10 protein-coding genes are annotated in these 13,534 nt (G+C 43.9%); 2 read left to right on the top strand and 8 right to left on the bottom strand.

What is annotated here, in order from left to right; translation table 11 throughout:
- Positions 1-101 precede the first annotated feature (101 nt).
- On the top strand, positions 102-1,256 hold the full coding sequence (locus tag H8B13_RS08990) for a cysteine desulfurase family protein (RefSeq protein ID WP_222841388.1): 1,155 nt from the start codon (positions 102-104) through the stop codon (positions 1,254-1,256).
- 72 nt (positions 1,257-1,328) lie between these two features.
- Positions 1,329-2,429 carry an HNH endonuclease domain-containing protein gene (locus H8B13_RS08985; RefSeq protein ID WP_187310474.1) on the top strand — a complete coding sequence of 367 codons (1,101 nt, stop codon included), beginning with the start codon at positions 1,329-1,331 and terminating at the stop codon, positions 2,427-2,429.
- A gap of 306 nt (positions 2,430-2,735) precedes the next feature.
- Here the strand turns inward: H8B13_RS08985 and H8B13_RS21675 are convergent, their stop codons facing one another.
- From H8B13_RS21675 to H8B13_RS08945, 8 genes are all read right to left on the bottom strand, one after another.
- Complete coding sequence (locus H8B13_RS21675; RefSeq protein WP_410054434.1) at positions 2,736-2,882, bottom strand: helix-turn-helix domain-containing protein; 147 nt, start codon at positions 2,880-2,882, stop codon at positions 2,736-2,738.
- A 403-nt stretch (positions 2,883-3,285) separates the two neighbouring features.
- Positions 3,286-4,296: a hypothetical protein gene (locus H8B13_RS08975; protein WP_187310472.1), complete on the bottom strand. Its 1,011-nt coding sequence runs from the start codon at positions 4,294-4,296 to the stop codon at positions 3,286-3,288.
- Positions 4,297-4,361: 65 nt separating this feature from the next.
- Positions 4,362-5,147 (bottom strand): hypothetical protein, encoded by a 786-nt coding sequence (locus tag H8B13_RS08970; RefSeq protein WP_187310471.1) that lies wholly within the window; start codon positions 5,145-5,147, stop codon positions 4,362-4,364.
- Positions 5,148-5,237: 90 nt separating this feature from the next.
- On the bottom strand, positions 5,238-5,573 hold the full coding sequence (locus H8B13_RS08965) for a nucleotide pyrophosphohydrolase (protein ID WP_187310470.1): 336 nt from the start codon (positions 5,571-5,573) through the stop codon (positions 5,238-5,240).
- On the bottom strand, positions 5,566-7,620 hold the full coding sequence (locus tag H8B13_RS08960) for a tetratricopeptide repeat protein (RefSeq protein ID WP_187310469.1): 2,055 nt from the start codon (positions 7,618-7,620) through the stop codon (positions 5,566-5,568). The genes H8B13_RS08965 and H8B13_RS08960 overlap by 8 nt, the downstream gene beginning before the upstream one ends.
- Positions 7,621-8,187: 567 nt before the next feature.
- The gene (locus tag H8B13_RS08955) at positions 8,188-9,114 is read right to left on the bottom strand and encodes a hypothetical protein (protein WP_187310468.1); all 927 of its coding nucleotides are present in this window, start codon (positions 9,112-9,114) and stop codon (positions 8,188-8,190) included.
- On the bottom strand, positions 9,114-11,111 hold the full coding sequence (locus H8B13_RS08950) for an AAA family ATPase (RefSeq protein WP_187310467.1): 1,998 nt from the start codon (positions 11,109-11,111) through the stop codon (positions 9,114-9,116). Before H8B13_RS08950 ends, H8B13_RS08955 begins: the two co-directional genes overlap by 1 nt.
- Positions 11,112-11,592: 481 nt before the next feature.
- Positions 11,593-13,317: a DUF2075 domain-containing protein gene (locus tag H8B13_RS08945; protein WP_222841387.1), complete on the bottom strand. Its 1,725-nt coding sequence runs from the start codon at positions 13,315-13,317 to the stop codon at positions 11,593-11,595.
- Positions 13,318-13,534 lie beyond the last annotated feature (217 nt).

The following is a 13,534-nucleotide window of genomic DNA, read 5'->3' as shown; positions in this document are numbered from 1 at the left end:
CAAACGATAAAGCATAGGGTTAGCACAACAAGCTTGGGCAACTCCATCTTCAAAAGTAAGCGAATCAAACACGAGTTTTGCAGCTTTACAGAATGTTCCAGATGATTTACCTCGACAATCACGCCACCACCGCCTGTGATCCGCGCGTAGTACAAGCCATGCTTCCATTCTTTACTGCGCATTATGGCAATGCCGCGAGCCCACATGGTTTTGGCTTTCAGGCAGCTGCTGCCGTGGCCCAGGCGCGGGAGGAAGTTGCTTCTTTGCTAGGCGCCCAAGCCGAGGAAATTATTTTCACCTCTGGGGCAACGGAAGCGAATAACTTAGCCATCCTAGGCATTGCCCAGAAACATCAGCGACTGGGAGGACGGCGACGAAGGATTGTTACCACTGCCATAGAGCATAAATCGGTAACCGAACCTTGCCAATATTTGGCTGAGTTAGGTTGGGACATAATCTACGTGCCGGTCAACCAAAAGGGGATAGTAGATGAGCAAGAAGCTACCAAGCTCATCACGGATGATACTCTATTGGTTTCGATCCAAGCTGCCAATTCGGAAATTGGAACCATCCAGGCAGTACAACGTCTGGCAGCAATAGCTCACGAGCGGGGAGCACTACTGCACTGTGATGCCGCGCAGGCAATAGGCAAGATCTCGGTGTCAGTTACTGATTGGGAGGTAGACCTACTCTCCCTGAGCGGTCACAAGTTATATGGACCCAAGGGGGTAGGCGCTTTGTTTCTGCGAGGTGGAGCTAAACAGTTGCCTTTGGTGCCCCTGATGCGTGGTGGTACTCAAGAGTACGCATTACGACCAGGTACAACGCCTGTACCCTTGTTAATAGGATTAGGAATGGCTTGCCACCTCGCCGAAGCTGAGCTAAGCGAAGATAGGGATCGGATAATTCAATTGCGTGATGATTTGGAAGGACGTATCCTGCACGCGCTCCCTTTTGTAAGGCGCAACGGCTGCGAGCAGAATCGCCTGCCAAACAACAGCAGCCTAACTTTCAGTGGCATCGAAGCAGACGCCTTACTCGCTAACTTGCCAAACTTAGCTATTAGCACCGGTTCAGCCTGCGAAGCAGGGAGCCTAGATCCCTCTCGAGTATTAATAAATATCGGCTTGTCAAGCAGCGATGCCTTTTGCACGCTTCGATTTGGGTTAGGTCGCTTTACCACCGCTGATGAAGTGGAGCATGCCGCCCACCAAATCGTGACAGCCTGTACTAAATTAGCTCTACTGCTTGACTAACTCCATGTTTAGAACTGAGTCACTTCCGTCAAGTAATTGGCTTGATAAATTATAGCACCCCAAGCCTAAAAAATGACATTACCAGAAAGTGGGCGGGTTGACGTCTCGAAATTAGCGGCTGTCTTCAGCGATACTACTAATTCTTATAAGTTTTATTGGCTATTAGCCATTCTAGACTGTCTGCGTGAGCGGGAACAACCGCGCTTAACCAAGACTGAATTATCACTGAGGATGCTGGCTAGTGCCTGGTACCCCTTAGACTATTTTAAGCTTTCTTTTGGTAAGCAGGATGGTTTTCAGCCAATCGCTCGATTTATCTCAACTTTCATTACGGTAGACAATAGCCCCAAAGCGCCGAGCCTATTCGCGCAACTTGCCATCCGGCAGGGAGCAGCGGACCTAGCAGTGCTGCAGAGCAAACTCCAAGTGCTGTTAAACTGGGTGCCTTACCGCTTCATTCGCCCTTTCTTTGCTGAGCAGACACGAGGCTTGCCAGATCAGAAAGTTAATGCCCTGATTAAAGCTTTAGCGAATGAATCCTCTGTAGCATTATATAGGTTTGACGATGATTCCATCTACCTAAATGAAGCATGGTTTAGCTACCTAAAAGAGCATCATGCCATCCTACGTGGGTTTACTTATTGGCACTTACTCAAGTTTTTGCAGAAAAATAATCCTAATGTTGTTGGGCTGTCTGAGAAGTTAGAAAAGCCAAGTGCTCGGAATTTCACTGTTGCCAATAAATTTTGGAAGACCTATTTAACGGACGTAGGCAGCTTAACCTGTATTTATTCAGGCCAACAGCTTACAAAAGCTAATTTCAGCTTAGATCATTTTTTGCCTTGGTCGTTTGTTGCCCATGATCAGCTATGGAACCTAGTTCCCACTTCTATAGAAGTTAACTCGGCAAAAAGCAATTGGCTTCCGTCACTTGATCTGTATTTTGAGGCCTACGCCCAGTTGCAGTATGAGGCTTTCCAGTATCATAGTGACAAAGGGCACACAACACTTCTGGAGGATTATCACCTTCTCTTTGCGCAACATCTATTGGATGTCCGCAAGCTATCAATTCAGGTGTTTCATGAAGTACTCGGCAAACAAGTACTACCTCACATTCAAATCGCAAAGAATTTAGGTTTCTCCTACCCTTACGTATTTAAAGCCACTTCCTAAAATAGTTTTATAGGCCTGATTAATTAAAATGTTCACCTCTTATAGATACTATAAGTATCTAAATTAATTCTCCGCAGCTATCTGATGACACATTTTTTAGATTTACACTCCTAACTATCATTTATTCGATTAAAGCTATCAAACGCTATCACCAACCGCGTTGTGCTATAGCTTGATGCATTATTAATAAACATACTCTATCATACCCTATCAAAGCTAACGCTCAATAAGAATGAGATAATATTAAGGAAAAAAGGAAGATGCTTTTCGCATCACTTACTTAGCTATTATCCTTTTGCTTACATTTCATCTGTTCATTCTGTTGCGACTACTAGCCGTAACCCACGCTTGCAACTCTGTGCGATTAAAGTAAAGTCTATTTCCACGTTTCGAATGAGGAATTTTTCGAGCGGAAACTAAAGCATAAAGGCGAGCCTTACTTAAAAACGTCATTTCCTGCGCCAATGCGATACCTCCTATTTCAGACTTATTAACTACGGCGTTGCTTCGTAGATGCTCGAGTACTTCTGTGATTAATGTTTCAAGGTTACGCAACCGGCTATCAAGAGCTTCAAAGGGATTTTCCATTGATCCGCTGTTTGTAAAGACAAGTTAAGCATACATTTTAGCAGCTATTAATATACAACACTGTTCCCTCATTAAATTACTCTTATAATACCGTATGCTCGACAGGGTTGGCATGGGGTTTCGGTACCCCTGGGTATGTAGAGAACGGTACGCAATTTTTGAGTGTGCCTAAGGGAGGAAAAATCCGATTTATCGTAGTAGTAAATGTGAAACAACAATGGCCACGTAAATAGGTGGCCATTGTTGTTTCACATAAATGGAAAAGGTGCTATTTAATTTTACGTGCTTCAGCTAGCATTATCTTATATAACCCTTGATACTCATCTAATGCTGTAGGAAGTGCTAATGTGTAGCCAAACTGTCGAGACCACAATTGGAAGGCTACACAGGCCACTCCCCACAATTGACTTTCTGGAGTTAACTGCAAAGTTTGAATTAAAGAGTCTATTCTATCAGCAAGGCTCGGATGGGATGTGCTGCTCGATATTGATACACTCAAGAAAATTAAGGAGCACAAGCCTACTAAATTGCCAACTTGAGAAGTTAACTCTGTACTTATAACACGTCCATTAGCATCCTCCAACCGGTAACCTCGGCGCAATGCATCAATAGCCATATTATCTGCTTCCCATTCATGCTTTCTGCTCAGTGCATCTTGTTCACTCTGAGTAGCTCCACTCGATTTGAGTTCATCTTTTTTCGCACGATGTCCAAGGAAGGAATGGCTGAATTCGTGTTGTAAAATAAATGTAATAGCATAAGAATACACTCCATTAATAGTCTCTATCCATTGTGCTTCGGTTTCGTTATATATTTCTGGATTGGGCAGGCTAAGGTCCCAATCATCAAAAAATATGACAATTGAACGAGCATATTCGAATAATGCATAAGCATTATCAACACGGTGTTTATTGATCTGATATACTACATTGCCAGCCTGTCGATTCTGATCTGGCTTTGCTACTTGCTCTTCATATAGAGTGATTAGAACATAACTCATACACCACAAATAAGACAAAAAGGTCTCGTGGATATTAATCACCTTTCCACCTAGCAAATAAGGCATTTGTTTGGGGGATCTATTGGAATCCATCGCCTTTATAGGCTCCCTATTGATATGATAGGTGATACCGGGGTGTAGCTGACCTAGCTTGATTAACTGATGGGATCGATCTAAGAACTCCTGGTTTGTCTTCTCTAGGGCTGCAATAATGCTGTGTTGTAGTACCCTTACAGGCTGAGTTCCTTCATGTGAAGGGTGATAGTTATTGCGGATCATTTAGAGAAAAAACATTGATTATGAAATAGCTAATCCTAATTCATCAGAAGACATGAAGAAGCTTTTTAGCTATTGTTCAGTGAAGTATTTTCAAGATCTAACAAGTCGATATGAGGTGCATTATTAGATATATATGTGCCTGCAGAGATCCCATCTAATACTTGTTGCCTTGTAACTATACCCCATTTACTAGAAATATAATGCATATGAGGTTGACCTCCTTTATAATTTTCTTTTCCTGCTAATCCTCTATATGTAGCGAAAAAGCAGTGCCAATCAGCTCTTTTATCTAGTATCGTAGCAACAATTACCTTCCTATGCTCTAAGACTTGTTTCAATTGCCCATCACTCATAGATGTACCCCCTACCTTTTTCACAGTTCCATCGTCCTCTTTTTTAAATAAATGTGGTAGTTCGAGTTGATCTATACCGTTGGGCGAATGGTGAGCTGAGTATTTACTGTATGTAAATCCTTTCTCCCATGCTTTGCATACAAACGATATTAGTTGTGCAGGTGTGATTGTAGCTCCTCTGAGTAAGCGGATCTGTGTGTTTTTGTCCTCAGCGCTCAGTAAGTCAATTAAGTACTGAGGTGCGGGTTCAGCTAAGTTTTCAGTCAGGGTTGCAGGCCAATTTTGAACCGCCTGTTTTCCAAGTATATATCTAGCATCTTCCTCCTCATTATTATTGTTAATTAGGCCTTTTGCTTTAAGGTGCATCATTCCAAGAATGATGTATCTGTTCACATGCAGACTAAATAAATGTCGGATTGGGTTCTCACGCTCTACATCACCCCTTATAACTAGGGTTTCCCCCAGGCCATCCTCATCGCGCACAATTGTTGCTTTCATAGTAGAATAATTGCTAGGGAATTGAATTAGCCCGCTCTAAGTTACTACTGGGTTATCCCCCGCAATTAGGCTTCTAATTATAAAAAGTTCTTAGTCCTGCTTGTCGTATTTATTTGCATTGCCTTTAGACTTACCTATAGGATACTTCTCAGCATTATGAGTCATTTTTTCTTGCATAAGTTGCTGAATGTCCCACCCGTACTTATCAGCCAACTGAAAGGCATAAAGCAGCACGTCTGCAAGTTCCTCTCGTACTCGGATAGTATCCGCTTGCTCGGCGGACTTCCACAGAAACTGCTCGTTGAGTTCGGCGGCCTCGATGCTTAAAGCGAGAGCTAGGTCCTTGGCATTATGAAACTGGGCCCAGTCCCGCTCGTCGCGAAACTGTCGCAGTTGCGCTAAGAGTTCGTCGATGGGGCTACTCATCTGTTCCTTCGTGTATATTCCGGGCCATAGCCAGCTCCTGGCTAAAATCGAGGCCAGTATTCAGGCTTGGGTCTAGCTGTTGAAAGCCCGTGTACATGCCCGTGAGCAGGTGTAGGGCCGAGTACCGCTTGCCAGGTACCGAAGCCAGGCTGTATCTCTGGGAGGAGTCCTTCGGGTCCAGGCCGGAACGACCGAGCAGTGCGATTTCATAGGTGATCGCTTGCACTTGCTCCCGGCTTTTGCCGTCAAAGTGCTTAAGCCAGTCTAGGCAGTAAAACATGACAGCCATACCGCCCGCTGGGCTGTTCGACAAAGATAGGGGGCTCAGATGGGCGTCAGCTGGCTCAGCTTCCTCCAAGCCCAACGGGTCCTGCTCAATGCGACGGAGTACCTCTTCTACTGGTGACTCTTCCTTAGTAGGTTCGTTGGTTAAGGCTAGCGAAACGTGGGAGGGTATCATGGGGCCAATATCTGTTCCTTGCAGCTCAGCGTGCACGGCTTGCTCGTCCTGGAGTTTGAAATAAGCAGCTATATCTAGATCCTCGCCCCAGTGCTGCACCAATTCGTACTCTTCGCCGGCCTGCCGATCGGCCCGGTACTCTAAGTACTCGTTCCACAACCGCTCGGCCTCTTTCACCTGAGTGGCCGGAGCATCGAAGTCTGGCACAGCATTGTAGCCGAACAGGTCGCAGAACTGCAGGGCCATGACCAGGTTGAGCACCGTGTTGGCCTTGTGCACGGGGGGCGGAGAAAATTCGGCTACCTGCTTGCTGCGGGCCGCCTCGATGTACTCCTGCAGCAGCTTATACAACGACAGGAACTGTAGGGGACGCATTTTAGGAAATTCCTTATAGAGAAAGTCCTCAATGAATAGGTCGATGGGCGCGTTGTAAACCTGCCGCATCATGCCTTCGAAGATGGAATCAACGAAATTCGCTACGTTCTGCTCCTGATAGCCAGCCTTCCTCAATTTTTTTAGTTGAGGCTCAGCAGCCCGCAGGAATTTCTCCTTACTCTCGCTTGTGGTCGTAAACAGCTGATTAATGCGGGCCGCACGGGCCTGGAGCACGAAGTCCAGGTGAACCAGCTCGTGCATAATCAGGTGCTCCACCGCCGGGTAGTTGGACTTAAACTTGATTTGGTGGTAGGGGCAGCCATAGATTTCAGCTATTTCCAATTTAGCCGCCATAGGGATGAGTGGATCTCCTTCGACTCGAATTTCTTTTCCCGCTAGGTTCTCTACCCGCTCCTGATACTCAGTGACAATGGAATAGGTAAGGATATTCTGGAGATACTTCGTGGCCGTCTCCGTCGCTAGGGCTAGGCTAGCACGCAGGATGGGGTCGCTGGGGCGGGCGTAGCGCAGGGCGCGGGTAGCCAGTTCAAAGGCCGCTGCGTAGTCGTGGCGCTGCTGGCGCACCATGGCCAGGGCGTAGAGCGTGTTAGGATAGGTGGGCTCGATCTCGTGAGCTATTTCAAAGTAGCGCTCAGCCTCCGCAGGACGGCCTGACTGTAGCAGGTTGCTGCCCATGTTATTTATGGCAATAAAGTCACGCGGATTTAGGGCGAGGGCCTGATCGTAGAAAGTCTTCGCTGCTTTCAGATCTTGCTTTTGGCGGGCATAAATGTTACCGGCCATTATCAGGGCATAGCCGTTGCGCGGATCCCAGCGCAGGGCGTCGATAAGTGCATCCAATGCGGCGTCGGGTTGACCCAACTCAGACAGCACCTGCCCCAATACGCGTTGGTATTCGGATATGGTGGGATTTAGCTCGATGAGTTTGCGGAGTCGCGGCAGGGCCTGGCGAAACTGGCCCGCCTCACATAGCCGCAAGATCTTTTGATACTCTGCCTGCTGCGAATGGATCGTCTGAGTATCGATCCTGACCTCTATTCGGTCGCCCTGGATAGTAACCGTGGGCCGGTAGGGGCCGAAGGTGTAGAAGTCGGTTAGGTGGTCAATGAGCTGCTCAGGATTTTGGCCAAATGCCTGTGCTTTGGGGAAGAGGCTGTAGAGAAATTCGTTGAGGGGGTGATGGATGGTCATAGAAGACTGGTTGCAGTCAAGAGCACTACCTAAAACTGAAGATAACAAAGGTAGCTACTCTAGCCAGCATGCTTCATACATAAGCTTAGGCATTCATTCTGGCTAAGTAGGAAGTCATTTCTGCTGAGTTTTCAGTGGTATTATTAAGGCATAGATATTATAGCCCCAGTAATTTTCCCGAGCAAGTGACAAATCGGTTATCAAGTACTTCTAGTTCAGTACTCCCATGCTTTTGCTAGGGTCGACAGGCCTAAGATCCCTAGTAAAGCCAAGTAATTAAGTGACAAAAATTGCTAACCATACTATACTATAAGATAAGGTGCATATGTCTAAAAAAATCTTAAGGTGGTAAGAATTACCTTCCACTCTGAAGATGCGGTTTCCTCATCTGGGACAGCATTGCCTCCTGTGCTTCTATTTACTATGTCCTCAACTCGAGATGCCAACACGGTAGCATGTAATTTGTCAATAAGTCTGCCTATGGTCAGACGATGACGTCTATATAACCGAGCCGAAGCAATAAACAGCTTAGAATAATCTAGTTTTAGGGACACATTAGCACTTGAGCTAGATAACACCTAGTTCCTTTAAAATATCACTCTTAAATTTGCTAAAAGGTCTCTTTACAAAGTTTGAGGTAGTATACTCAGTACCGAATACGACCCGATATAAATCTGGCTTTGATACAATTACTCCTTTTAGGAGGCCTGCACTAAGGACATCAAAGTAACGTTCTGAGAAGAAAGTTCTTAATCGAATAAGATCTCTTAATTCGCTGGTGTGCGCGTTGTATATTTCTTCTACCGCAAAAATACTAATAGTATTACTGGCTTTAGATAATTTTGGCGTTATAATCTTTATTTCGAGGCCTGATGGGGTTGAGCGTGAATAGTCGTAAGAAAATGCGATATCGGATAATCCGTCATCGATGTATGGGTGCAAATGTTTACTCAAATTCATTTTATTAGTTCCTTTAATGTTAGAATTACATACATAGCAACTAGGTATAAGATTATAAAAGGAAAGAGCCAACAAGGGGTTATCAGCTTTATCAAAAAAATGATCAAACTGTGGCCTTGTTATTTTCCTGCCATTTTTAGACACTACAGTGCTAGTGTAATTCCTATTACAGTACACACACGTATCTATTCCCAAATCGGAAGCCAAATTATACGCGCAGTATTTTATCTTCTTCTTTTCTCGAAAAACTTCATAGTTAAATACGTATTCAACTGCAACACTAAAATCCGGCACAGATTTAATTAAAGGATCAATATTTGAATTATAAACAATTAATTCTTTAGGGTCACCAATAAGTATACCATCTATATTATCATTAATAAATGAATCAAACATAGACACAGCTATTCTGGTATTTATGTTTTTCAACTTAGGTATATTATCTATTCGTTCGAACACGAAATCTATCATAGCCTTATAAAAAGCCCTCCTTGCTTTTAAAACCACAAGGCTATGCGGTGGAATATGCAACATTATTTATCTAATTTATTTCTCAGTTCTTGAAGCTTGCGTATCTGGTCATCTATAACTGACACCTGTAAATTATCAGTCATTTTCTCATCATACATTTCGGCCAATTTTGTTTGCACAATTGGCTCATCTATCATTTTAATAATCTTGCTATACCGATCAAAATTCTCTTTATTCGTTGATTTAAGCCACTTAATAGTATCGTGAATAACATCCTGAGCAAAGTCTCCAACTAGGGCCCCGTCCATAAAGAATGAACCAGCAAGTAGCTCAGAAATATTTGCACCGAATGTGCTAGAAGGTCGATCTTCGTCATTATAGTCGACCACATTGGTTACCTCTTCATAGCTTGAACGTTTGAGGTATACCACATTTTGGTTGGGCAAGTCGGAAAGGGTTAGGGGGTCATGGGTAGTGAAAATTATTTGGATAGAAGGATGCTTATCGAGCTGTTCAAAGAAGAAAGGCAGTGTTTGTAAAAGCGCTTTCACGTAGCGTCTTTTCCAAGTGGGATGAAAAGAAAGGTCTGCTTCGTCCAGCAAAACGATATAATGATCATGTAACTTGCGGAATTGATTATCTCTAAGATTGACTGCCAAAAAATGATAGATTCTTGAAAATAGATTGAGTAACGCATGCTCGCCAGAACTGAGCCTTTGATCGAATGGCATGTAGTTGACAAAGCCTTCGATTTTGTAATTGTCTGAAAGCGTATAGTCTTTATCCGCTTTAACGAATAGGTGGTAGTATCGATTGAACGTATTGACAAATTTTCTCTGCAGTGACAGAATTTCTATTGCATTCTCTTTGGAAGTTCTGAACGCGCGATTGTTTACTAAAGGCTCGGTATGAATATCATCTACAGCTGAGAATATCTTGTCAATGAGCTCGCGCAACCCTGACTCTGCCAATATTCTACTCGAATTTTTTCCCTTGCCTATCTCAGCATTTTCAATAAACAAATTAAGTAGTTCATAGGAACTCAATTTATCTAAATTATCCTTTAAATCTGCAAAGGGGAATCTTCCTTCTGAGAGATAATGATTTTCCTTCTCCATTTGCTGATGAATGATAGAAAGAATTGCTGTTATAACTTCTCTCTTGAAAATATACTTATGTACTTCACTCTGATCTAAATTTCCATCGTCTCTAACTTTCGCCCAATCTCCAAGCTCTTGCTCGTTTTTATTGTTAATTAATTCGAGTATTTGCCGGAATCCATTGGGAGTGTTCCAGTCTCGTTCCGCTTTCTTGTAACCCCGAATTTCAAGAATGGGGTTACCATGTTCCTTTAAAGGATAAATGTCTCTGAAGATATTGTGTTTAGTTACCAGGTCGGAACTCAAGAACTCAATTTGCCGGAGAGAGTTTTTAAATACTAGCTCTTGGCTAATCGAATAAGAATTACCGCCATCGTTTGTATCCTTCTCGCTCAATTCTTCCAAATCTTCCTCTAAAATTCTGTCAAATGAAATATCATATTCATCTATATTATCAAAATTAGGATTGTACTTATAATCGAAGTGAGGCGAATAATATAGTGTTTGTATCTTCTTGTTAGGCGTCAAAGTCAACTCCTCAACCTTGTCTTTAGACTTGCCTTTCTCGTCGGTCACCTTATAACTTAATGAGATTTGGTCAAAGTCGTTTCGCAGCACAAAAACCTTATCTTCTATAGTTGATTCGACTAACAATAAACTTCGCGATTGGGGCAAAGCATATTGGTTTCTAATGAAAGTGCTTCGGATAATATCTAGCAAAGACGATTTGCCTGCGCCATTTTGGCCAACAATGGCACTGAGATTAGTAGTTAATGATTTTGAACTTGTTAGATTAAAAAAGCCCTCAATGAAACTGGAATTGGCTTCCCTAGTCACTATGATGTTATCCGCGCTTTCACCTTTGCTGAACGAGTACAAAAATTTCCCACCAAAATTTACTGATTGAGGTCCATCAAACAAGTATTCATGGTCTTCGATATACATGGCGACGAGTCTCATTGCTTGGCTGTCGAAAAGTAGTTATTGTTAATTCTAGCCACACAAAGTCCCCACACGAGTAAAAGTGTTTTTGCGGAGGAAGTGGATAGGGAAGTAGCGAGTTGTTGAAAAAACGTATTAAGCAAGTGTGTAAAGGAAATTGAAAGAGTAAGGTAATCGCTGGCGGATTCTCGGAAGTATGCTAACTAGCTTTAGGGTTAATGAAAAACCAGAAAGTGAGTAAGGCGCAGCTGAAGAAAAAATAGTTTGTGCGCGACCTCTTTAGATGATGTTGAGTCCGTTAGGCAGGACTAGAAAGGGGTGAACCTTGCAGATGTAATAGGTGTGCTTGCAGGTAAATAGAAAAAATACACCGTAAGCGGCTCGATAGTAATGGTTAAGTGTAATGCTGCTAGGGCGGCTCAAGGAAACAAGTGATATCGGGGGCAAGAATGAATTTAGTGTAGTAATAAGAATATTGACTAATGAAAGAGCCCGCTGGTTATACAGGGTTGCTGATGCGGTGACGCAGGTAGACAGCTGTGGTTGGGTCAGTGCAGTATACATAGCAGCCCTTCATTGCGCGGGTCATGAGGGTACGGTAAGTGTTTTTGATAATAAGGTCCAGTTGGGCCCGCCCTTCTACCGTTTTTAACAGTTCTTTCTTCTTATGGACTGTCTTATCATCTGGGGCACGGGCTAGAGCATTGGTTACTACTCTTTCGTTGTGCAACAGCAGATCAGGGCCAATAATGACGCCCACATAGTCAAGCTCCAGTCCTTGGCTAGTGTGGATGCAGCCGATTTCGCTGACCGAGTCAGATTTGATCATCCACAGACCACCATCGTCGGCCAGGTTCCATTTGTGTCTGAAGGTAGGTGTTAAGTCAAAATCGAAAGGTTTATAACCTTTTTTGTTGGGATACTTGCTTACCCATGGCCAGCAATAGCCAGCTACCATACGGGCACGGTTGCGCTCTTTGTTTTTTTCGAAGATGAGCTGCTGTAGCTCATCCGGGGTGTCTAGCACCCTGAAGTCGTAGTCTGTACCATCTAAAGTAGGGTTAGCCGTGTCGCGGATGTCGAGTACATTGTCTAGCCAAGCCATGTAGGCATCTGAACCGTTGCAGCGGAATTGCGATTCGAGCTTTAACATGTGTACTTCGGCTCCTTGCTGGTCGGCCCACTTACGTATTTCCTGTTCGCTGCCCACATCCTGCACCGCGATGCGTTGATCCTCATCTAGAAAGAACACGCTGAATCGAGCAGAGCGAATTATTTCCATGGGCTGATTAAATCCTTTGCTAAAAAGGCCAGATTTCCTATTAAGACGGTGGGCTTCATCTACAATAAGTGCGTCGAAGGTATTTTCCTTTGTTTGAGTAAAAATACCCGACCCAACAAATAGGGAATCGAATTGAGACCTACTCATGTGGCCAGTGAGCAAGCGCTTGTACACAGCACGTGGGGCCGAGTTCTTGCTTACATATTTTGCTAGTAGGCCCTGTTTAGTTAGGTTGACCAACAGATTTATAGCCACTACTGTTTTACCAGTCCCAGGGCCGCCATGGATGATAAGCACATGCTTTTTTTCGTCGCTGGACTTGGCGGCGAGCTTACGGGCTGTTTCATATACTATCTTCTGCTCATCTAGCATGATGAACTCTTGTTTACCCTTCATCGTGCTAACTAGCGCATCAGCTAACTGCTTGGAAGGGCGGATACGTCCGCCTTCAATGCGGTACATAATGCCTGTTTTGTCGCCATGCTTGACGTGCTGGCGGATGAACTCGCGCAACTTCACCGCATCACTCTTCAAAAATAATGGAGCCTTGGCTACATAATCGGCATAATGGGCACTGGTAAGCACACCGTTGTCGGGGTGATTATGTAGGTACGCACAGGGCAACAAATGTATATTATCGGTATAAACCGTCTCGTTAAAGCCTTGCAGGTATGCCGCATAAGACCAAGCTTGGTAAGAGGGGTGGCTGACATCTTGGAGACTCTTGCCTAGATAAGTTGAAACAACACCATCCTTGTCGGTGGCGATGGCTTCTGACCACTGTTTTAACTCTATAATAATAGCCTTGTCGGTACCATACTCGTCTTGGCCGGTGAGAACAAAATCAATGCGCATTCCTGCGTGAGGGAGTTGGTATTCAATGCTCACGCCGCTATCATCTGGAATCTTGGTATCCATGAGCACATTATTCATGTACATCATAGAGTTTCGCCATGAGTTAATTTCTGGCTGTGCGGTCTTACGGCCTAATTTATTTAGGACTAAGCCTTGGATAATAACTTCAACATTATTGGAAAGAACGTCGTCGAGGAATTCTAGCTTAGTTTTCTGATATACAATCATAAAGGGGTATTAAGCGAATTGCGGCATAGCAAACGCTGGCTGAAAGTACTCATCTATCCATAAAATAACATTACAA

This window comes from Hymenobacter sp. BT188 (assembly GCF_014333585.1).
Classification (GTDB): Bacteria; Bacteroidota; Bacteroidia; order Cytophagales; family Hymenobacteraceae; genus Hymenobacter.
This window is presented reverse-complemented; position numbering and strand designations above follow the sequence as displayed.

What these genes read in the sequence shown, in the direction of transcription:
- H8B13_RS08965 (WP_187310470.1), bottom strand. Translation starts at nt 5,573, where the DNA reads ATGAGTAGCCCCATCGACGAACTCTTAGCGCAACTGCGACAGTTTCGC.
- H8B13_RS08985 (WP_187310474.1), top strand. Translation starts at nt 1,329, where the DNA reads ATGACATTACCAGAAAGTGGGCGGGTTGACGTCTCGAAATTAGCGGCT.
- H8B13_RS21675 (WP_410054434.1), bottom strand. Translation starts at nt 2,882, where the DNA reads ATGACGTTTTTAAGTAAGGCTCGCCTTTATGCTTTAGTTTCCGCTCGA.
- H8B13_RS08990 (WP_222841388.1), top strand. Translation starts at nt 102, where the DNA reads ATGATTTACCTCGACAATCACGCCACCACCGCCTGTGATCCGCGCGTA.
- H8B13_RS08945 (WP_222841387.1), bottom strand. Translation starts at nt 13,317, where the DNA reads ATGATGTACATGAATAATGTGCTCATGGATACCAAGATTCCAGATGAT.
- H8B13_RS08955 (WP_187310468.1), bottom strand. Translation starts at nt 9,114, where the DNA reads ATGTTGCATATTCCACCGCATAGCCTTGTGGTTTTAAAAGCAAGGAGG.
- H8B13_RS08960 (WP_187310469.1), bottom strand. Translation starts at nt 7,620, where the DNA reads ATGACCATCCATCACCCCCTCAACGAATTTCTCTACAGCCTCTTCCCC.
- H8B13_RS08950 (WP_187310467.1), bottom strand. Translation starts at nt 11,111, where the DNA reads ATGAGACTCGTCGCCATGTATATCGAAGACCATGAATACTTGTTTGAT.
- H8B13_RS08970 (WP_187310471.1), bottom strand. Translation starts at nt 5,147, where the DNA reads ATGAAAGCAACAATTGTGCGCGATGAGGATGGCCTGGGGGAAACCCTA.
- H8B13_RS08975 (WP_187310472.1), bottom strand. Translation starts at nt 4,296, where the DNA reads ATGATCCGCAATAACTATCACCCTTCACATGAAGGAACTCAGCCTGTA.